The 21,184-nt window shown below is 55.9% G+C and carries 15 protein-coding genes and 1 pseudogene; 5 read left to right on the top strand and 11 right to left on the bottom strand.

The window, feature by feature from the left end; genetic code table 11:
* Positions 1 to 26: 26 nt before the first annotated feature.
* Positions 27 to 278: pseudogene (locus tag EXE44_RS21355) on the bottom strand (IS6 family transposase); the annotation flags it as partial.
* Between the two features lie 267 nt (positions 279 to 545).
* On the opposite strand from EXE44_RS21355, the gene EXE44_RS07075 reads away from it, so the two are divergent.
* Positions 546 to 1,445 carry a glycosyltransferase family 2 protein gene (locus tag EXE44_RS07075; RefSeq protein ID WP_137694910.1) on the top strand — a complete coding sequence of 300 codons (900 nt, stop codon included), beginning with the start codon at positions 546 to 548 and terminating at the stop codon, positions 1,443 to 1,445.
* A 157-nt stretch (positions 1,446 to 1,602) separates the two neighbouring features.
* Here EXE44_RS07075 and EXE44_RS07070 read toward each other — a convergent pair whose 3' ends face one another.
* The 7 genes from EXE44_RS07070 to EXE44_RS07040 form a co-directional block, all read right to left on the bottom strand.
* Positions 1,603 to 2,739: a glycosyltransferase family 4 protein gene (locus EXE44_RS07070; RefSeq protein WP_137694911.1), complete on the bottom strand. Its 1,137-nt coding sequence runs from the start codon at positions 2,737 to 2,739 to the stop codon at positions 1,603 to 1,605.
* Between the two features lie 146 nt (positions 2,740 to 2,885).
* Positions 2,886 to 4,781 (bottom strand): hypothetical protein, encoded by a 1,896-nt coding sequence (locus tag EXE44_RS07065; RefSeq protein ID WP_137716555.1) that lies wholly within the window; start codon positions 4,779 to 4,781, stop codon positions 2,886 to 2,888.
* Positions 4,782 to 5,933, bottom strand: a complete 1,152-nt coding sequence (locus tag EXE44_RS07060; protein WP_241988395.1) for a glycosyltransferase family 4 protein — start codon at positions 5,931 to 5,933, stop codon at positions 4,782 to 4,784.
* 10 nt (positions 5,934 to 5,943) lie between these two features.
* The gene (locus EXE44_RS07055) at positions 5,944 to 7,281 is read right to left on the bottom strand and encodes a sulfatase (protein WP_137716554.1); all 1,338 of its coding nucleotides are present in this window, start codon (positions 7,279 to 7,281) and stop codon (positions 5,944 to 5,946) included.
* 56 nt (positions 7,282 to 7,337) lie between these two features.
* Positions 7,338 to 8,504: a glycosyltransferase family 4 protein gene (locus EXE44_RS07050; protein WP_137716553.1), complete on the bottom strand. Its 1,167-nt coding sequence runs from the start codon at positions 8,502 to 8,504 to the stop codon at positions 7,338 to 7,340.
* A 19-nt stretch (positions 8,505 to 8,523) separates the two neighbouring features.
* Positions 8,524 to 9,555, bottom strand: coding sequence for a DUF2304 family protein (locus EXE44_RS07045; RefSeq protein ID WP_137716552.1), 1,032 nt, complete (start codon positions 9,553 to 9,555; stop codon positions 8,524 to 8,526).
* Between the two features lie 1,441 nt (positions 9,556 to 10,996).
* Positions 10,997 to 11,968, bottom strand: a complete 972-nt coding sequence (locus tag EXE44_RS07040) for a phosphoadenosine phosphosulfate reductase family protein (protein ID WP_137716551.1) — start codon at positions 11,966 to 11,968, stop codon at positions 10,997 to 10,999.
* Between the two features lie 145 nt (positions 11,969 to 12,113).
* Here EXE44_RS07040 and EXE44_RS07035 point away from each other — a divergent pair, with 145 nt between their 5' ends.
* Both EXE44_RS07035 and EXE44_RS07030 read left to right on the top strand, forming a co-directional pair.
* On the top strand, positions 12,114 to 12,551 hold the full coding sequence (locus EXE44_RS07035) for an NUDIX domain-containing protein (RefSeq protein ID WP_137716550.1): 438 nt from the start codon (positions 12,114 to 12,116) through the stop codon (positions 12,549 to 12,551).
* Positions 12,552 to 12,961: 410 nt separating this feature from the next.
* Positions 12,962 to 14,305 carry an alkaline phosphatase family protein gene (locus EXE44_RS07030; RefSeq protein ID WP_137716549.1) on the top strand — a complete coding sequence of 448 codons (1,344 nt, stop codon included), beginning with the start codon at positions 12,962 to 12,964 and terminating at the stop codon, positions 14,303 to 14,305.
* A 346-nt stretch (positions 14,306 to 14,651) separates the two neighbouring features.
* Here EXE44_RS07030 and EXE44_RS07025 read toward each other — a convergent pair whose 3' ends face one another.
* Positions 14,652 to 15,905 (bottom strand): RNA-guided endonuclease TnpB family protein, encoded by a 1,254-nt coding sequence (locus EXE44_RS07025; protein WP_137716548.1) that lies wholly within the window; start codon positions 15,903 to 15,905, stop codon positions 14,652 to 14,654.
* 841 nt (positions 15,906 to 16,746) lie between these two features.
* Here EXE44_RS07025 and EXE44_RS07020 point away from each other — a divergent pair.
* Positions 16,747 to 17,796 (top strand): hypothetical protein, encoded by a 1,050-nt coding sequence (locus EXE44_RS07020; protein ID WP_137716547.1) that lies wholly within the window; start codon positions 16,747 to 16,749, stop codon positions 17,794 to 17,796.
* Positions 17,797 to 18,077: 281 nt separating this feature from the next.
* Positions 18,078 to 18,914, top strand: a complete 837-nt coding sequence (locus EXE44_RS07015) for a hypothetical protein (protein ID WP_137716546.1) — start codon at positions 18,078 to 18,080, stop codon at positions 18,912 to 18,914.
* Between the two features lie 33 nt (positions 18,915 to 18,947).
* On the opposite strand, the gene EXE44_RS20700 is transcribed toward EXE44_RS07015, so the two are convergent.
* Both EXE44_RS20700 and EXE44_RS07005 read right to left on the bottom strand, forming a co-directional pair.
* On the bottom strand, positions 18,948 to 19,787 hold the full coding sequence (locus tag EXE44_RS20700; RefSeq protein WP_199241189.1) for a hypothetical protein: 840 nt from the start codon (positions 19,785 to 19,787) through the stop codon (positions 18,948 to 18,950).
* Positions 19,788 to 19,885: 98 nt separating this feature from the next.
* Positions 19,886 to 20,968, bottom strand: a complete 1,083-nt coding sequence (locus EXE44_RS07005) for a geranylgeranyl reductase family protein (protein ID WP_137716545.1) — start codon at positions 20,966 to 20,968, stop codon at positions 19,886 to 19,888.
* Between the last annotated feature and the right edge of the window lie 216 nt (positions 20,969 to 21,184).

The raw sequence follows: 21,184 nt of genomic DNA, 5'->3' as shown, positions 1-21,184 counted from the left end.
ACCATTCCTCGAAGTTCGCTCCCAGATGTCTCGGTAACCACAATGTGATCCGGGCACTGACCAGCTTCAGGCTGTAGATCGACTTTGTGAACCCAATTATGAACGGATAATCGAGTACGTTCGACGCCGAATATATCATCGAGAATATATTTGAAAGTGATAATCCAGCGAGATGGAACTGAATACCGAGATTCATTACACCTCGGTGTCTCCTTTCGCCTCATAAAACCTAATTTGATCTTGTCGACACTTCCAATGACGCGTATGCGTTCGGGCATGAATTACCCAGAAAAGACACCGCCTCAATCTTCATTCTTGTCTGAACACCACTGGAACGAATACAGTTAATGTATTCATCCGTGAAGTGCCGTCCTCTCAGATTATCAATATTAGTGGGTACGTCGAAACGGCAGATCCCATCCTAAACGCGGCGCAGCACAAAACTGTGTGCGATGATCCGATATATGCGATACAGATAAACTTCGGAACAACTGTTGTCTATATGATGGTTAAGTAAATTAAGCCAGAAGAGAAAGGCATCACACATGACAGGTGGCTCGGTGGTTGAAAGCAATCCAACGGTGGGGGCGGTTATCGTTAATTATCGCTCAGAAGAGGAAACTCATCGTCTGACGGCCGAACTCTATGAAGGCGTTGATGAACTCGTTATCGTAGATAATAGTTCGCCTTCGGCGACACTGGATCAGCTGGCAAGGAGCACAGAGAGGGTGTCATATCTTGAGAGTGACGGCAATGTTGGTTATGCTGCGGGGAACAATCTTGGAATACAACATCTTTCAGAGGAATGTGATTGCTATTTCATAATCAATCCAGATACTAATCTTCCAGATATCGAAGTAGTATCGCGGCTAGCGAGAAAAATCCTTGTGAATCCCGAGGTCGGTATTCTTGCGCCCGCTGTGGGTGATGATCCGCCCTCACAGCAACACCGAGATACAGCGGCTGTACGGCTTATGCATCGGTTCGGCTATCTGCCATCAGTCGGGTCCCGCGATGATGAACTTGTCCCCCGAACACAGGTCGTCGGCTGCTCGATGATGATTTCGGCAGATATGATTGAGGATATTGGATTGCTTGATCCGTCGTTTTTCCTCTACGTGGAGGAAATCGAATACTGTTTTCGGGCACGAGAACACGGATATCAGGTCGCATTCGATCCTGAGAGTGTTGTCGAACACAATCACGAAGAGACTGGGTTTGTACATACCAATCCGTACCAAGTCTACTATAGAACACGAAATCTGTTCCAGCTTGCTCGTCGCCGATTCTCGGGAGTGGGGCAGCTTCTCTTTCTCTCATCAGTTGGGATTTTGTTGTATGTAATCACGAGGAATCAAGAATGGACGCTACTGAAACCGTGGTTCGAAGGTTTTGTCGATGGTGTTCTTGGACGGACTGGACGAACTAGGTACCTCACCGACTAATCGATCAACGCTGTAATTTCGTAGGCACAGTGATTTACCTAACCTTGGAGGCGCAGTTACAAGGTCACGTTGTTTTATGATATTGTGGGCAAATAAGGACGATTATTACTGTAACTGAATTATCTTTATGACCATCTCATTTTCCAAACAATCATAACTACACTGCCCTTTTTTTACTAATATTAGAATATATTTTTATAATATCAGTTAGAATATTATCTGGGTGAAAACAATCTTTTACATATTCTATATTTTCTTGGCCTATTTGATCCTGATTTTTATATGCATATTTTATCGCCTTACTAAGACTACTTGGATCTGATGGACTACATAATAAATCTGGTTGTGGGACTATTTCCGATGGCCCTCCAGTATTAGTTGCAACAACTGGGAGGCCAGATTGCATTGCTTCAAGGATCGTCCTACCAAATGGTTCTGGCCACACACCGGGATGAACAAACACATCTGAATCATCAAATACCTGTGAGATTTTCTCATAGGGAATTTTTCCGGTAAACGAGATTCGTTCTGACGCTGAACTGGAAGATGCACGGGCTTCTAAATGTTCTTTCTCAGGACCACCACCAACAACTGTCAGTGAATAGTTTGTTGGTAGATGATTCATAGCATCAACGAGATACTTTACACCCTTTGACGGGCGCAAATGGCCCACATACACAAGGTTACCTCTCTCAGACGAGGTCCTCTTCATTGACGAAGCAAAGTTTGGATCAATCATGTTTGGAATGACCTCAAACTCACAGTCTGAAAGCCCCCATTCTTGATATTTTTCTTTGACAGGCCGACTCAGTGGGAGAAACATGTCGATTTTACGCATTTGTCTCTTCAATCTAGGTCGTTCAGCTCGGAGAAGTGTTAGTTCATACAATTTACGCTCAATTGACGGACTAATATTTACGGCCTGTCTATTCATTAATGAATATGAATTTAATGTCGCTACTGAGGGTATCTGTAATCTCTCAGAAATTCGACCAACTGCTGGATGTAAATCCATGTTATATGCATGAATAACATCACACTCAAGTTCATAATCAATGAGTCTCCGATATGCAATTTCGTTAGGAATAGTGTACGGATAAGTTGGGAGATCAGCTAGACGAGCAACTTTGACATCGTTTATAATCTCCGTATTCTTGCCATCGAATGAGACTACTGTTATGTTCCCAATTTCTTCACTTCTTTTTAATTGTTCTGCAAGTAATTGGGCACTAACTTCACCCCCGCCAGCATGCGTTGGCGGATATCTAGGTGTGACAAGGCAAATGTCTGTCATTTTATGAAATGTGCGGGCGATGTCTGAACAATTGGATGATTCGAAACTGTGGCACTCTATTGAGGTGAAATTTTGTAAGTTGACCCTTTCGCAGTCTAAAATACTCTTGATTTTGTATATTGGATTTCATCGGTTGTCGTCGACTGTCAGTCAGCTTTCTTTATAAATACTTCTCCTACTCCATTAGAATAGACCGTATTATCATTTGAATTACTATTTGGTAGATAAACGAATGCGTATTCTCGCGAGCCGAGGGTGACCCCTCCCGAATCTATCATTAAGCCTGTTTTTTCGGCGTGTTTAGAGTGTATATAGATAGTTCCATTAGTGATTGCACTTCGATTAACAGTTGTAGACACTTCCCCGTCTTCAAGTCGTTGTACTGGTATATTACTGCTTGTTCCTGCCGTTGTGAACACCTCATTACCAGTGATACGAGAATCAGTCCATATTTGAACTGCATTGTTTGATGCCGTTTCATACCGTTTGTAAGTCGGTATCTCGTCACTGTGTGGCGATAGAGAAACCCCCGCCACTGGTGAACTCAATGCTAAGATTGCAAGTACGACGACAACGCTCGAAGCAACGACATTCGAACGTGTATATGAATGGAATGCTATGATCCCGATTGCACACGCGAGATTTAGGCCGAATAATGCGAGAAGAGAGTAAATTCTCTGTGGGGGGATGTCTGTAGCATTGCCAAATATACTGAAGCCGATTATTCCAAAGCCGACTACGATCCAGAATGCAACCGCGTCAAGGCCCCATTCCTGTCGACGGACAATAGTGGCGAAACCGAGCATTGATGTTGCAAACATGACCAACTGACCGCTAGTGGAAACGAAAAGGAGTGAGAGTGACAACTGTGAGTACCGTCCCCCACCTGAACCACCACCACTTGCACCCTCCCCGAAAAGCAATTCAACTAAAGAGAGAACGACATCGGCGATTCGGCCTGTCATCTCCCCCGTTACCAGACCGGCATACCCTAGATACATTATACATAGAATTCCAAACGCGATCGTCGTGCGGACGGGGATACGCTCAGAATAATCGAGACCATTTAACACCGGAATTCCGCTGAGATATAGCCAGATTACGCCGGTCACTATTAGCGCGGCCCCGCCGCTGTATGTGTGTCCAAAGATCAAGTACACCATCACTAGGAACAGAGGAGGAAGATATCGCTTCGAATCGCCGAGACCACACTCGATTTTGAATACGGAGAGAACGATCAACGGAATCAATGGATAAAAGAAATTCAACTTCGTCGGACGAGTGCCTTTTGCGATAGAATACGACATCAGTACGAAGATCAGCGCCGCGAGCAAGGCAGTCCGTCGGGATAGACCCGGAATCGCACGGTCAGCGTACGCGAGGATAAGAACCGTCCCAGCGATCGCCGCTGTTGCACCAAATCGATAGCTGATATCCACATTTAATCCGGTGACCTGAGCGAATTCCGCGACGAATACCATATGTCCCGGTGTGTGACTATACGTTCCAACCTGTTCGAGGCCCCCGGATACAACGATCGATTTCGCGGTCGGAATAAACGCGAAGGTGTCCGGAGAGTACATTCCTGCCGGAAAGGCTAGTTGCGAACTCCAGAATGTGAAGAACGCAAAAATGGCTATTTCGGCCGTAATGACATTCCAAGAACCTCCTCGGAATATCTGATACCCGATGACGGCTGCCATTGCTCCGTGAAGTACATAGTGAAGCGGTGGACGAGCACCGATTACAGGGCGGTAGATCACAAAGAGACCGACAATAAACAGCGACGTGGCGATGATGCCAAAGCGCCAATCTAGCGGATCCTGCTCACTTTCTATCCGATAATCGCGAACGAAAATGCCAACAATTCCACCGAGTAGAATACCGACAGCTGGCGCGAGAAATGCCCAGAGATCAAGAAGAACGACTACAGATAGTGCTCCGATACCACCGAGGAGGATCAAATAGCTGAAATAGTCACGCACCAGTCCAAGGACCGCCTCAATTGATCCATTTGATACCTTCGGGACGGTCACGCTCATCTATTGACCTACCTCAGTGTGTACGTATTCATCAATAACTCTGTCTGCTACTTCGTTCCAGTCAAGTTCTGTAGCTCGGGTTTGAGCTGCCGAAGTAGCCTCTAGGTGGTGGTCATTATCTTCGATAAAGGAGTCAATCGAGTCGATAATATCCCCAATCTCACGTGAAACCAACGCACCGGACTTACCGTCGACGACGGTCGTGATTCCGCCGGCCCGGGATGCCACTACCGGCGTTCCACAGGCCATCGACTCCAGTAACACAAGACCGTAGCCCTCGTAACTCGACAGGAGGACAAATAGGTCTGAACTCGCATACAGTGCCGGCAGCTCGTCATCTGGAACGAACCCGAGGAACCGGACACGATTTGAAACGCCCAACTCTGATGCGAGGTTCCGCAACCGATCCTCATGTCGGCCCGTCCCGGCGATCAACAACTCCACGTCAGGGCGGTCAAGGGCTGCAAAGCTCTCGATCGCCAAATCGACTCCCTTTCGGGGTCCTAGCCGGCCCACGTACAGTAACGTGAATTTCTCTGAATCGGGCGCAGGATGTGGGCCGGCATCGGGATGGAATCGCTCGTTATCCACCCCGTGAGGAATCATCGAAACTCGATCGCTGTCGAAGCGGTACGTATCCACCAGTTGCTCCTGTGTGTGATCGCTGATAGCGATAATTCGATCGGCGAATCGCCCTGCGATCGAATCCAAGACGATGTTCATCGGATGGAACACGTACTTCATCAGGTAATCCTCGTACGTGTGCGGGTCACTCGACCGCATTTCGCCGACCGATGTACCATGACTCGTCACGACAAGCGGTACGTCAGCCATTCCGAACCCAGGAGTGAACGCGACTGTCGACGCTGGCATCAGCGTGCCGTGGACGACATCGTACGCGTCAAAGTCGATCTTGCGCCGTGCCACGATACTAAAGAGGACTGTATCCACGGTTACGAGCCGACGACGTTTCATCAGACGGGTTACCGAGACATTCTCGTGGACATCGATTTCACCGTCTGTCGCCGCTTCCATAGTAAACACATCGACGTTGTGTCCCGCACGTCCCAATGTGTTCGACAGCTCGTAGGCGTACGTCTCAGCTCCCCCAACATCCGGCGGGAACATTTTTGATACGAGGCAGATGTCCATTATAAGCTCCTCATTTATACCCGAGGGCTTCGAGCCGCTCGTCGATCTCTGCGGACTGGTCTTGTGTCCCTTCCTCCTGTTCTGAGCCGTCAACCGAGTCAACTCGGGATGCGCTGAATGAGCGTAGCTCTTCTAGGAATTCTATTGAATCGGCCTGCTTCGGGTTTAGCTCTGACTGCTCTCTGGGATCCTCCACAAGATCGTACACTCCCTCAGAAACGATCTCTCCCGAATCGATCTCCCGCTCCAGTACCGCCTTCCACCGCTCGCCGCGAGCGGCAAAGCGCCTGATCCCCTCGTGTTCGTCCTCGCCGGTCGCACTTGCGAAGACGACACTGTCATCGAACACTAACTGTCCGTCTCTATTCACGAGTGGCTCCCTCGGCAACTCCGACTCGGGCTCACCAGCGTATTCCAGTATCATCGGAACGATATCCAGCGTACTCACCGGAGTTGTCACCGTTTCGTTCCCACGTTCACCCGGCAACGAAACGATCAGCGGAACGTGTAGCAACGACTCGTGGAGATATCGCGGGTGCGTGTAGTACCCGTGTTCGCCGAACGCATCCCCGTGGTCGGCCGTCACGACAATCAGACTCTCTTCGAGCAGCCCGCGATCGTCGAGCGAGTCGAAGAACGCGCGGAGCTGATCGTCCAGATATCGGATCTCCCCGTCGTAGGCATCAATTAACAACTGCCGCTCCTCGTCCACGATCTCGTCGGGGCTGTCGATCGTCTTCTGGTAGAGCGTCTGCGCCTCGTCGTTCGACAGTTCGCGGTCGGCGTACGTGTAGCCCGCAGGCGGATTGTATGGCCCGTGAGGATCCATATAGTGGTTCCACAGGAAGAAGGGCCGATCGTCGCCGATTGAATCCAACCAAGAGAGCGATCGGTCGTTGATTTCCGCGGCACGAGCGTGGTACTCTCCTTTATTCAAGACAAACTTGTTCAGCGCTCGCTGCGCGAGCGCGACGAACCGATTCTGCCCGAGGACGAGGTCGTCGTCGAAGGTATCGAACCCGCTGTCGTAGCCGTACGCCCGCGAGACGTAGGGATTCGAATGGAACCCGGCGGTTCGGAACCTTGCTTCCGAGAGTCGATCAGCGACCGTCTTCGGCACGTATCTGTACCCGTTCGCAGCGAACACGTCGGGATAGCGCCCGCTCAACAGCGCCGGGACGGCCTCTCGGGTGTGTGAACTCGCGGAGATCGCCGTCGTGAATTCGAGCTCTCTGTCCGCGAGTTCGTCGAGGAACGGACTCGTCTCCCGATTGTAGCCGTGCGCTCCGAGGTGATCCGCACGGAGCGCGTCGATCGAGAGGAGAATGGTGTTCGGGCGATCAGTCATAGTGGATACCCAATCGATTCGTCCTACGCTGCCTCATCGTATTAGTCACTGTCATATCAGGTGTGCGCACGCACTTGATTGTACACAGATGTCGCCTGTTCGCCGACGCGATCGAGGCTGTATCGTTCGGCCTCCTCCCGATTTTCGGGCGTCGAAACCTGCTCAGCGTCTCGTTCCTCGTTCAGCACGTCCATCATCGCTGTCGCGAACGTATCCGGTTCGCTGGCATCGGCGAGTCGGTTCGGTCCCTCCGGTACCAGACGTCGAATGATGTCCAGATCGTTCGCCACGATTGGAGTCCCCGTCGCCATCGCCTCCAACACGGCGATGCCGAACCCTTCCTGGCGCGAGGGCAACACGAAGACCGACGACTCGTGGAGCAGTGCCCGCTTCCGCTCTTCTGAGACGAAGCCAAGAAATGTTACGTGTTCCGAGATGCCTAACTCAGCTGCCTGTCGCGCTAACCGATTCCGTTCCGGTCCCGAGCCGGCAATCCCCAATTGAACCGACGGGTATTCCGCGGCGACGAGTGCCATCGCTCCCAGCAGTTGGTCAATGCCCTTTCGGTGAACGAGTCGCGAAACGACGACGAAGTCGAACGACTCCGCCTCCACCGCCGCAGGTGGCTCTAAGTACGTGTCGACGTCGAGCCCGTTCGGCACGACGTGTATCGGTATCGATGTTCCATACTCGCGTAGCGCCTCTCTCGTCTCTTCGCGCGGAACAATCACGGCCGCATACAGCCCAATACGCAAGAAGTTCTGGGCGAGCAGTTGAATAACACCGACTGGGAGCGGGTATTTTTCGATCGCGCTCCAGTCGTGATACTCGTGGACGAGCGCAACCACCGGCACAGAGAATAGTGGCCCGAGGAACGCGACGAGACTCGGATGCGGCGTGTGGTTGTCGATGATGACATCGATGTCGTCGCGGAAAAGCGTCGCGAGCAGTACCGGGAGCGACACGAATGGAAACAACGACCGGGCAAGGTAGAAATGTAGGGTTGGGGCACGCTGGAGGAAGTCTGGGACACATTTGACGGTCCGAATCCGAACTCCGCTGGAGACACGCCGCTGCTTGAGTTCGGGATCGGTGCGACTGGCCACGACCTGGACATCCGCGCCCCTTTCGTGAAGCGTTGCTGCCTCCTCGAACAACCGACGATCGCCGCCACCGCCGTCCTCCGGGTCGGTGTTGTTCACGTACAGCAGCGTCTGACTCATTCGTGACCGCTCCGATCAGTTACCGAATCCATGTCGTAAGTACTGTCCGTGTCAGTCCGAGCGCATATCTAATCTGCGGCTTCTTTGTTTCGCCGGCCTCACGCTCCTGAATGACGATAGGAATCTCTTCAATTTGCATCCCGTTCTTCCGCGCTTCGATGATCAGCTCAGGCGCACTGAATCGCTCTTCGGTGAGGGTTAATTTTCCTATCTCTGATCCTCGAATAGCGCGGTAACCGTTCGTACAGTCAGTGATCTCAGATTTCGTGAGCCGATTGATGAGCCATGTAAAGAACTTGATCCCCGACTGCCGAACGACTCCGTTCCCGGAGTGATCGACGCCGCGATACCGCGATCCCATCACGTAATCGGCGTCACCGTCAAGCACGGGGGCGACGAGGTTTTCGAGCTCGTCGACAGGATGTTGTCCGTCAGCGTCCATAGTGACGACGACTTCCGCGTTCTTCTTTTCGGCGACGAGAAAGCCCGTTCGGAGCGCCCCGCCCTGTCCCTGATTAATGGGGTGTTCGGCGACGTTCGCGCCGGCCTCCGCGGCACGGGTCGCGGTGTCGTCGTCGGAACCGTCCGAGACGACGATCGCCTCAATGGGATAGCCACGAATGTGGTCCGGAAGCGCGTCGAGGACTGATTCAATACTGGCGGCCTCGTTGTACGCGGGTATCACGATCGCGATCGGATGATTGCCCCCGTCTGTTCGTGGCTCGGTCATCGTCTCCGTAACGGACAAACTCCGCGAGAGATCCGAAATATCGCGCCGGGTGTCTCGGAGCGTCGTGTACAGATAGAATACCATCACGATCAAAAAGAGGTTTCCGAACAGCGAGGTGGTGACAAAGCGGCTGTCGAGACTGAGAAGCGCCCCGAGAGCGTCGTAAAACGTTGGTGCGACAGCGAGCAAGAGGAAGCCGGTTCCGACGCCGACACCGATAATAAGGTCTCGTTTCGCGAAGTGAGAGCGGTATCGTTCGCCCCCCCACATGATCGCGGCGAGCCCGCCGAACACGAACAATCCAGTCAACGGTGTGTTCATGATCCCACCCTGAGACGGGGTGACCCGTGGAACGCTTCTCCTCGTAGCACCGACTGAGTGTGAGTTTCTGAGTTCATAAGTCTCCCCCGGTTGCTACCAGATAACATTTGTTGGGCTAAGCAGGCATTATGATGGTGCCACTATAATTGTTTCTAAACCTAGTAGTCTATCGAGCCGAAATATACTCTAACCTGTCATTACACGCAAAAACACCATGTATAATCAATGTCATGTCTGGATGATACCGTCCTTTCTTCATAGAGACAGCCACCGAGTCCACGTTAGAAACAGCTGAATGAGCGTTGTGCTCTCGGTGGGTGCCAAATTATATCACGGAGACTGACGGGGTGAGGTACTGAGATATATTCGTCTCACTGCTGAAAACGGACAGCATCTCTGGCCACTTACCGAGAATCGCTCTCGGCCGATGTCACCCATGGGAGAACCGTCCAGTTCTCGATTACATCGTCGACACAGTTGAGGCGGCGAACACGGATGCTGCTATTGTCGTCGGCTCGGACAGCCAACGCGTCCAGTCCTGTTTTGGGGACGGTTGCGGCCGGGAACTCGCCATCACACCCGTCACCCACGAGCCGCAGCTCGGAACCAACCACACTTTCTGCCAAGCCGAATCATATATCGAGGTCTCGTCTGTCGTCCGCAACAGCGACCACCTCGTCGACCCCGCCACGGCTGATGACGTTTAGAACGCCACTGCCAGACCGATGATCCGACCGTCGCAATCGCCTTCGCCCAGCACCTAGACAGGTGCGGTGTGATCGACTTCGCCGTTGACGAACTCGTGGGGATCGAAGAGCGCACTTTATTCCGGTTTGATCATCACCGAGTAAACCAACGTGTAAGTCTACGCGTTTTTGCCCGAGGTCTTCGCCGCGCCCCGCAGGACCGATCCACAACGGTGAACACGCTCACCAGCACGCTTTCCGAGTTGCTCGCGACGACGGGGACGCGTTGTTCGGTGTCGATGCCAGGGCTCGATGTCGTAAAATCATGAGGCTCTCTCTCTCCCTCCCGGTTAACCGTGATCCTCGCGAATACGCGGACCAACTCTCGCGACACGGCCACGGTCGCGCCCCGGCCGTGGTCGCCGATAACGCCCTGCTCGCTGGGCACATCACCCGCCCGAACGCGTCGGTCTGGTGCGGCGTTATGAACAGCGGAACTGCTCAAACCGAGCCGTTATTGTGAGAATCCCGCTTATTTTCACGGATATAATCCTCAACCTCGGTGCTGTCGCGACGAACTGTGTCATCGATGCCAGCACGGCCGTTACTGGCGGTACGAACACCGGAACGCTGGAAGACACAGTGGATCACGAGGTCCTCAGTGATGGACTCTTCGGCAATAATGTGATAGGACTCACACTACAGTTCGACCCGAGCGATCATCGGCAACAGGGTACCAGTCGACACCGTGGGTTTCACATGTAGCCGAGGTCGCGCAGGCGCTCCATCAGGTCCTCCTTGTCCTGGGCGCGGCCGGCGCGTTCGGTCGTGTCCTCGAGATTCTGGAGCCACGCTGGCTCCTCGGTCGTCTTCTCGGTCGAGACCTCGCTGCCGAGCGAGCGGAACCCGGCGAAGTACTTCGGCGAGATCGGGATGTCCTCCTGGGTAACGCCCTCGGGGAGGTCGTCGTCGGCCTGCGGGATGTACCCCTCGTCGGGGAACGCCTCCACCGTGTCCGGCACGACGAAGTTCCAGAACGCATTCCACACGTCGGCCTCGGCGAACTGGAGGATAGGCTGGATACGGTCGTGCGGCGGGAACAGGTCGGGGTCGTGCCGCGGCGAGAAGAACGTCTCGTCGGCGCGGGCCTCCTGTTCGTCCCAGCGGACGCCGGAGATGACGCCGTCGATGTCGTGTTCTTCGAGCGCGTCGTTGAGCGCGACCGTCTTCAGCAGGTGGTTGCCGACGTACGTGTCGAGCAGGAAGGGGAACGAGTCCTCTTCGAACTCCAGAATGTTTCGGATGTGGTGCTGGTTGTGCTCCGAGAGGGCGTCGACGGGGATGTCGTCGCCCGGTTCGAGGCCGTGTTCCTCGACGTAGGCGCCCACGTCCTCGTTGCGGGCGTACACGTGGTCGATCTCCCACTCGTCGGCCCAGTGTTCGACGAAATCGGTGATCGAATCGAAGTGCTGGAAGTGGTCGATGAACACGGCGGTCGGCTTCTCGTAGCCGTACTCCTCGGCGACCTGGTTGATGAAGTACAGCGTCAGCGTGGAGTCTTTCCCGCCGGTCCACATCACTGCGGGGGTGTCGTACTGTTCGAGCCCGCGGCGGGTGACCTCGACCGCCTTCTCGATTTTGTGCTGGATCGACGGGTAGTCGTCCGGAGTTTCCCCCTCGCCGTCGGTGTAATCGACGTCGACGCTCGCCGGGAAGTCGTCGGGCATATAAATTGACATGTAGTTGTTGTTAAAAGGATATTTCGGTTCGAAATCGGGCAACAGAGATCGTAGATTCCGCTCCGAGACGCAACTCGAATCAGAACACGTGCCGGCCCATAGATTTATTGTTACTTAAACATCAGTTGCGGCAATGACCGACGAACTGCTCCGCGCGACGGTGAGTGTTCGCGGCGTCATCCTCGACTCCCGTGGGCAGAATCTCATCCTCCAGCGCGCGACCGACGGGGAGTGGGAGCTACCTGGGGGACGGCTCGCCCCCGGAGAGCCAGTCCGTCGCGGCCTCCGCAGAGAGATAACCGAAGAGACGGGGATCTCCGTCGAGGTTCACACGCCCGTAGCGACGAACGCGTGGGTTAACGATGACGAAGAGGGCCGGTTTGCCGTCCACTACAAGTGTTACACCTCTCAGCGAACCATCGATATTAGCGACGAGCACGTCGACTCGGCGTGGATGCTTCCCGAGCGTGCGCGTCGCGTCCTGAACGAGCCGCAGACCGCGGCCGTCCAAGCGGTCTCGAACCGACCGGCGACTGGCCAGCCCGCCGACCAGTCACTGCCGCAGGACTGACGCTCGGCGACCTCACGGACGCGCGGTGCGTTCGGGGTCCGTCGTACCGCCGTTCCGGTCAGGGGGCGATGTCGCCGGAACACGCGTTGCCGTGAGCCAGCAGCGCCGTCAGTGACCCACGACTGAAGCCGTGGACTTCCTCTCTGGTCCTCTGAGAGATGGGATCTCCACGAGAAACACATCACCGGGTTCTCAGTAGAGATCTGTACCGCTACTGTGGTGCCGGCACCGTCTATCGATTCAGGCCATCATTTTGTCGATCGTCTCGCGATATTCGATTTCGGCAACCGCTTACTATCGTATGCGAAGAGGCCATCACGATATCTGCTCCAACTGGAACTAGTACTCGGTAGCGCCCCCTAGCGCGCAAGAGCGTAAGGAGTATGTTAGATCGTCTACACGCCATGTACATGGGTCTGTTTGACCGGCTGCGTGACGATGATGACGACCGTGTTGTCTTCCTCGGCATTGATGGCGTCCCACTCGATCTCGTCGAGGACCACCCCGATGTCTTCGAGAACCTGACCGACATCGCCGAGACCGGTTCCTGGGGGCGCTTAGAGAGCATCGTCCCGCCCGAGTCGAGCGCGTGCTGGCCGAGCCTCACGACCGGGAAGAACCCCGGAGCGACGGGCGTGTACGGCTTCCAGGACCGCGAGGTCGACTCCTACGAGACGTACGTCCCGCTCGGGCGCCACGTGAAGGCGACCCGGCTGTGGGACCGCGTCACCGACGCCGGGCGCGACGCGACCGTCCTCAACGTCCCCGTCACGTTCCCGCCGTCGACGCGGGTCCAGCGGATGGCCTCCGGGTTCCTCTCGCCGGATCTCGATGCCGCGACGAGCGACGAAGAGCTCCGCGAGACGCTCGACGACTTCGACTACCGGATCGACGTCAACGCCAAACTGGGCCACGACGACGACAAGACGGAGTTCATCGAGAACGCGCACGCGACGCTCGACGCCCGCTACGACGCCTTCTCCCACTACCTCGACCAGGACGACTGGGACCTCTTCTTCGGCGTGTTCATGAGCACCGACCGGGTGAACCACTTCCTCTTCGGCGACTACGCGACCGACGGCGAGTACGCCGACGAGTTCCTCGAGTTCTACCGCAAGCTCGACGGCTACATCGGGGAGATCCGCGACTCGCTCGACGACGACACCACCCTGATCGTCGCCTCCGACCACGGGTTCACCCGACTGGAGTGGGAGGTGAACTGTAACCAGTTCCTCGCCGACGAGGGGTGGCTCTCCTACGCGGACGACGACCACGACGCGCTCACCGACATCGACGACGAGACGCGCGCGTACTCGCTCATCCCCGGTCGCTTCTACCTCAACGTAGAGGGCCGCGAGCCGAACGGCGTCGTCCCCGAGTCCGAGTACGAGGCGACCCGCGAGGCGCTCATCGACGACCTCGAATCGCTCACCGGCCCCGACGGCCGGAAGGTGTGCCGTCGGATCGTGAAAGGCGAGACCGTCTTCGACGGCGACCACGACGGCATCGCGCCCGACCTCGTCGTCATCCCCGCCGACGGGTTCGACCTCAAGTCCGGGTTCTCCGGCAAGGAGGCCGTCTTCACCGAGGGCCCGCGCAACGGGATGCACAAGTTCGAGAACTCGCTGCTGTACTCGACGGAGCCGGACCTCGACCTGTCCGACGCGAACCTCTTCGACGTGACGCCCACCGTCCTCGACCTGCTGGACGTCGAGTATAACGCACAGCAGTTTGATGGGAACAGTCTCGCCTAATTGGCCTTGCTCGTAGCGTAACCAGCGTCTTTTGACCGGCGAAGGGAGTGTGAAGCACCCGTCAGTGCCTCTTCGGATCAGTACCGCCAGGAAATTATTACACACAGGTTAACTCCTTGAGTCCAAGCAGAATCTGAGGATAGCAGATCCAGCAACAATCTGTCACTCAACGATAATACCATCTCAACTGGCAGAGCTTTGTAGACTGAATAACACAGATGCTGAGGCACGTAGCAGGTGTGTGAGTCTGCCGAGTGCGACGAACCTGAGCCCAATCGTCAGGGTGTCTGAGAGTTGATGCGGAGTGCGTGGCCTGAGACACGGATTACGAGTCAACTACCCCACCCTAAACGCCTTCGGCGTTTTGAGGGTGGGGCTTGTCCATGAACTCGGCCTCGAACCCGTCCGGGTAGGCGGTGAATCCGCCACTTGGCGTCACCGTTCCAGACTTTAGGGCGAGTTGACTGTCGCCCGTCCGCTGAGACGACTGTTGGCCTCGACGGACATACCGCATCCCGATGTTCTTCGCCGCGTTGTAATCTGCGTTCGCCTCCGACTCGCACTTCACGCACCGGAAATCGGTGCGAGTCGGGCGATTTTCGTCTGCCGTGAACCCACACTCGGCGCACCGCTTCGATGTGTACGCCGACCCGACTTGCTTCACCGAGATTCCTTCCGCTTCGGCTTTATATTCCACCTGTTCGTAGAGCGTTCGGAACGCCCACTTGTGTCCCCACGACGCTCCCGTACGGTCGCGGATATTGGTTAGATCCTCAAACGCGATCACGTCGCACTCGTACCCGAGCGCTTCCGAGACGATGGCGTTGGATGCTCGGTGGAGTACATCTCGAACGTAGCGAAGTTCACGGCCGCTCGATCGTTCGAGCGTCCGATGAGCACTCCTCGTCCCGGTCTGTTGGAGTCCGGCGCGTACCTTCTCGAACTCGTGGAGATCGTGGGTTAACTCCCGCCCGCTGAAGAAGGAGGCGGTGCTTGTGACGGCGAGGTTTTCGATACCGAGATCAACCCCGAGGACCGTCCCGTCCTCGGCGGTGTTCCGTTCGGTGTCGGTCTTGGGTCGGCGGAAGCCGATGTGTAAAAAGTAGCCGCCGTTACGAGCGGTGAGTGTGCTTTCCGTGACGCTCCAGTTGTCGGAGCCGAGGTACTGCCGTTGGTAGCCATCGTCGGCGTCAGGGAGGGCAAGGTCGCACCGGACGCGACTCTCTGTGGTGGAGAGCGACACCGTATCATCATCAAATACCGTCATGGTCCGGGTGTCGTATTTCACCGTGGGTGCGGTGAAGGTGGGCTTACTCACTTTCTTGTCCTTCGCCTTCCGTTCGATACAGCCGGTGATGGCTTGTGCGGCTTGGTGGGTGGCGAGAATCGCGTGCTGACTTCCGAGGTCGGTGTGTTCGCGCACGTCGTCGTATGCGAGGGGCTGTACGTCGCTTTTCGCGTTGTATTTGCCCCACGCCATGTCCGTGGCGAGTTGGCATCCACGCTTCCACTCGGAGATCGTCTCTTCGAGGAGGTCGCGTTGCTCGTCCGTAACTTCGAGACGAGTGATTGCCGTCCGACGCACGTAGTCGTCTGCCACGTGTTCAATGTGATCAATAGGCTACTTATTGATTGGTGTTTGCGACCAACACAAACGCGCTCCTCCCCTCCCTACTCGCTCCCTCCGGTCGCTCCTTGAGGAAGGGGACTCCGCGCTACCGCTTCAGTTGAACACTGTCACAAGTGCCACAGACGACCCTAATAGATGACGCTGCGCCGTCGCAGAGACCCTACTGCGACAGGCCGCACAACGACAATCCGCGTTTGCGTATCTCGGTGGCCGCTAGCGTTCGTCTATAGGACCATGCCAGAACAGGCCGTCGACCATGAGCAGGTAACAAATGCCAACTGCGGCCACGACGGCAGCGAGACGCGTGCCAAGAACAGTCCCAACCCCGTAAGCAGCAGACAACGTCACCGGGATGAATGCTAGTACGAAATCCGGGTACGTGCCGCTGTCAATCATGCGAGTTCGCCTCTCAGATCAGTTACTCCGTGATGCCCGCATCGCAAAGTGACTGTGTGAAAAGGCGAGCTCTCAGCGCTAAATCTGTTGAGGGCGCGTACCCCTCGCACAGCAGCGTGGCTGGTGACCGTTTTGCTAGAACTGGTCACACCACGCTCAACATCTACAACGGGGCCCATCCGGGGAGAGGTGGCTTCCCACCGACTCATAACAAAATGTATCTAATCCAACCTAATAAAACTAATTAGATGTAATTAGAGCTGTTCGCAGCCGCCTCGGAAGTCCGCGCCTGCTTGATGCCGCGCCACCATTGAAACCTCGAGCATGCCTCTACCCTGAGCGAACGTGACGGGACTACGCCCGAGGTGTTTCTGTCGGGGACAAAACTAAGCCGGATGTACCGCACGACCTGACCATGCCAAGCAATTTTGATGCGAAAAATGAGCGAAATCTCATCGAGTATATCGCAACACTGTGTGGCTTTTCGCGTCTCTCATCGGCTCTCCCTGGTCAAAATATGTATCCGCCGTATCTGTTTGTAGGAGCGTTCAGTGTTCTCGATCTCGCAGTGCTCCAAGTGTACGTACATCTGACTGGTGGGACCCACATCCTCCTTGACACCCCAAACACCGCAGCCGGGTATGCGGCACTCATCCTGGGGGTGTATGGCGTCCGGTACATGTCGAATGGGTACGAGGAGGCGCTTGCCGCACTCCGAGCTCAAGACCGTGTAGATGCGGCCGAGATCAGCCAGTTTCACCAGATATTCAGCTGGCGAACGAAGGTCGTCGTCTACGTTCTTGCTGTTGTCGTTCTCTATGCGAATACGATTCTGAACGTCGGCGTGCCGAACCGAGTGACAGCATTCAATCTGCTCTTCACGTGGGAGTTTGTGTTCCTCCCAGTCATGGTTGAATTCGCCTTCACCTACTGCGGGATTCACTTTCTGTTACCACGGCGGATCAAGAAGACCGAGTTCAACTTGTTCTTCTATGACCCGCGCAACATGGGCGGCTTTGCCGCGGTCGGTCACCTCCTGAAGCGGTCGTACTATATTTACACGGCTGGGCTGCTCTTGTTTTTCCTGCTCGTCTATGGGCCCGTCCTGCTTTCGGTAGATGGGTACGTGCCTGGTCTGTTTGAGCTGGTCTTCTTTTCGGCTGCGTGGTTCGTTGGGCTGCTCTCGATTGCGTACTCGATGTACACCATCCACCAGCTCATGTCGGCACAGAAGGAGCGACGAATCCGGGAACTAGAGGCTGAACTCCATCAGGCAATCGAAAACCCGTACGATATTAACAACTCAAAAGTTGTCGATCAAGACAAGTTAGACGATGCGCGGCGCCGCCTCAAAGAAGTTCGAGACACACGTGTCTATCCAGCAACGTTCACAATGTGGAGCCAAATTGCGATCAGCGTATTGCTTCCACAACTGCTCCAGCTCACGGTTCAGACAGCGATATAAGACGGTCGTATCTCACCGATGGCATCCGACGTGACACCCTACGAGGTCGTCCACAGTTCAGAGAGAATGCGACCGTAGCAAACCCAACAACAGTCAACAAGACGCCGATAGTGCCACCTCGACCGTCACAGGGTAGACGTTTGGCCAGATCCTCCCTCAATCTGGCACAGCCATTAGTTTGCGGTAGAGACCCTCATTTCGCTGTGAGGGCCGCAGGTGACTCTGGGCAAATACCACGCTGAATCTCAAAGTATATGTGTGATAACTAACTTGTTGTGGTAATGCGCTCGTGGCTCCCGACGTCATCACCGAGCCCACCACACCTTGAGGTGGACGTACCACGGGCACATCTCCGGCAATTGCTCGAACCAGTCGTCGCCGTTGACGGCCAAACAACACTCACCATCGGCGGTGATGCGCTTGTGGCGACCAGTGTGGACGACCCGCAAGTCACTGCTGTCGAGGCGACCCTCCACAAAAGCGACTGTCGGTACTTCGAAGCGACACCGGGGAGCATGACAGTCGATCCAAAGGAATTGTTGGATGTCCTTGCTGCCGAGCGTGACGGCGACGAGCTCGCACAGCTTCGTTACGATCCCAAAGCGTCAACGCTGCGACTCACCCTGTCTTCCTTTGTCCATAGGCAAACAGTTTCGATCGACGTCGCGGTAGAGAAACCAGACATCGATGGGACACCGGACCGTGTGACAACGTACCATATGCGTGATGACCTCGCACACGGGCTCCAATACTTCACAGAGCATGCGGCTGTCGTGGCATTCGGATACGATGCCGCAGAAACAGAGTGTTACCTCGAGGAGATCACAACGGGAGAGGCTCCCTCGGAAGCGACGACCCGGTATCGCTGCCCGCGCGAACAGCAAGCGAGCTCGGTCCCATCTGAGTCAGTGCGCACGGCGTTGCCGACTGCCAACCTTCGCGCGCTCGTCGAAGCGGTCCCGCCAGAGACGCTCATTCGCGCTGATTACGCGGACACATTTCCCCTTCGACTCGCCTGGGATCTCACCGGTGGCGACGGAATTGCACAGGGAACACTCACCGAAGTCACAGCGCACCTCGCCCCCTACGAGGTTCCCGACACACCGACGACGGAGTGATCCTAATCAACGGCTACGCCACGCACAAACGTCTCAGTTCGATTCGTGAGAGGGGCGTCTCACAGTAGAGCCAGGCCGGACCGGCGCCCGCGGACTGAACGCACCACGTACAAGCGCGTAAACAGTTCCACAAACGACACCGTAACCGGCCACCGCAGCCAGACTCCCGAAATGAAGGAGTGGGACATTGCTCCCGGTAATGACGGCAAGCGGCACGGGGACGGCGAGTAGCCAGACACCAACACCGAAGGCGAGCCCGACACCCGCAGTTGAGGCAGGGTTAATCCGTAGTGGTTCAGACAGGCTAAACTCGAGCAGTCCCGCACAGAGTACACCGAGCGTTCCCCCAGCAAGCAGCGTCAACAGCCCACCCACGAGCACACTAGAGCTGCCGACAAGACTGGCTGCGAGAGGAAAGCCATCCTGGACACTGACACCGATCCAGAGGGCGAGCGTTGCGAGGCCGCTGGCAAGCCCGGTTGCGAGCAAGATCGCGACTGCGTGTTCACGCGGGCGACGGGCAACAGGACCGACACGCCGAATGCGACCCGCAACCCAGAACCCAGCAATAGCAATCAAAAAGACAGTAATGGCGCCAAACACACTTGCCTCGTACTGCGCCCGCACAGCTGGCCGATCGAGCGTATAATGAAAGCCAAACAACTCGACCCAGAGAGAGCTGTGGAACGCGTACAACGGCTCAACGAAGACGGGCGCAATATGATGGGCGTCGGGGATGAGGCCCCAGACGCCACCAAGTGGGATTAACCACAGTGCGTGCTCACGGTCGAACTCGTATCGGAGGACAACTGGCACCGCTGCGGTGAGCACGCAGGCGGCGCCAAGCAGGAAGTGCGCGATTGCGGGGGCCATACAGACGATGTGAGAGAGAAGAGAGAAAAATCCGCGGGTAACTGTGGTGTCAAAACAGGTTCACAACATAAAGAACAGGCCACAGACGAGTAAACCACTCAGGAAAACAGCCGCCGCAACTGTGCCCGCGAGAAGAGCGTGGTCGGCCGGTCCATATGAACACCAATTTCGCCATCGAGCGCGCGCAAGCCGAGACGTTGGATCGGTTCGGGCAGCGAGTAACACCGCCGCAGCAGCGATCCAAGCCGGATCTCTGTCGCAAGCGTATCGCGCCACGCGTGCTCATACGCGTCGAGTGTGGACGGCACCGACGGATCAATCGTGGACGCAGCAATATCGGCAGCTGTCATACTGTACAAAATCCCCCCACCGGTGAACGGCTTTGTCTGGGCGGCCGCGTCCCCAATAAGGAAGACCCGGTCAGTCGTGACCGAGTCGGGTGGTCCGATTGGGATCGCACCGGAACACCGTCGCGAGGGCTCGACACCATACGCCTCTGTCAACTCATCGAACAACGACTTCACCGCAGCGCCCGGTGGCGCCGCAAGCCCGTATTCGACGCCAGCCGCCCCACGGGGAATCCGCCAGGCGAAAAAGGTTGGCGCAGTCAGGTGAACATCAACACGATCGCCAGCATCAGGCGCGTCAGTAAACGCCAAGACCCCGTGAAGAAGCTCTTCAGGGGCGTCGATCCCAACACGATCACGGACCCGCGAGGTCGGCCCGTCACAGCCAGCCACCATCTGCGCCTCCATCGTTGTGTGCGTGCCATCCGGCCTCGCGACCGTCACGACGACGCGGTCTCTTTGTTCGTCGAGATCGACGACCGTATGCTGCTCACGAAGGTCTGTGCCGGCGTCGGCAGCGCGGCGTGCGAGTGTTTTGTCCAACTCGACACGGTCGATCACATGCGAGATACTCTCCGATTTATAGAACGGATACGCCTTCGAATCTGGTCCCCCAACGTGAAAGCGGGCGCCCGAAATTCGATTCTGAAGCAGCTCGTCCGCGGCCTCTGCGGGGAGATACTCCCAAAGATCCGTCGAGACATGCCCGGAACACGCGAGCGGTTGTCCAACTTCGCCTTTTTCGAGGAGTGCGACGTCGTACCCCTCGGTCGCTGCGTGATACGCAAACCGGGATCCTGGTGGGCCGGCACCAACAACGATGAAATCGTACATGGACACAGGTACACTCTGGGACTCAAATAGCTGTATTGGTGGGTCCACAGAAGGCACAGATCGGGTTGTACAGTATGTGCTTCAGAAGCCGCGCCCAGGCGTTCTCCCTGAGGCGCTCGGCCCTCCAAGCTGATAGTATAGAAGCGACAGGCACCGCCAATACACGTTAACGAACAGCTTGGTCTCGCGGCTGGGGGCCAGCAGTGGCTCGCTGAA

Origin of the sequence: Halorubrum sp. SS7 (assembly GCF_005435055.1) — an archaeon.
Lineage (GTDB): Archaea > Halobacteriota > Halobacteria > Halobacteriales > Haloferacaceae > Halorubrum > Halorubrum salinarum.
Note: the sequence above shows the minus strand (reverse complement) of the source record. Positions and strands in the feature narration are given on the sequence as shown.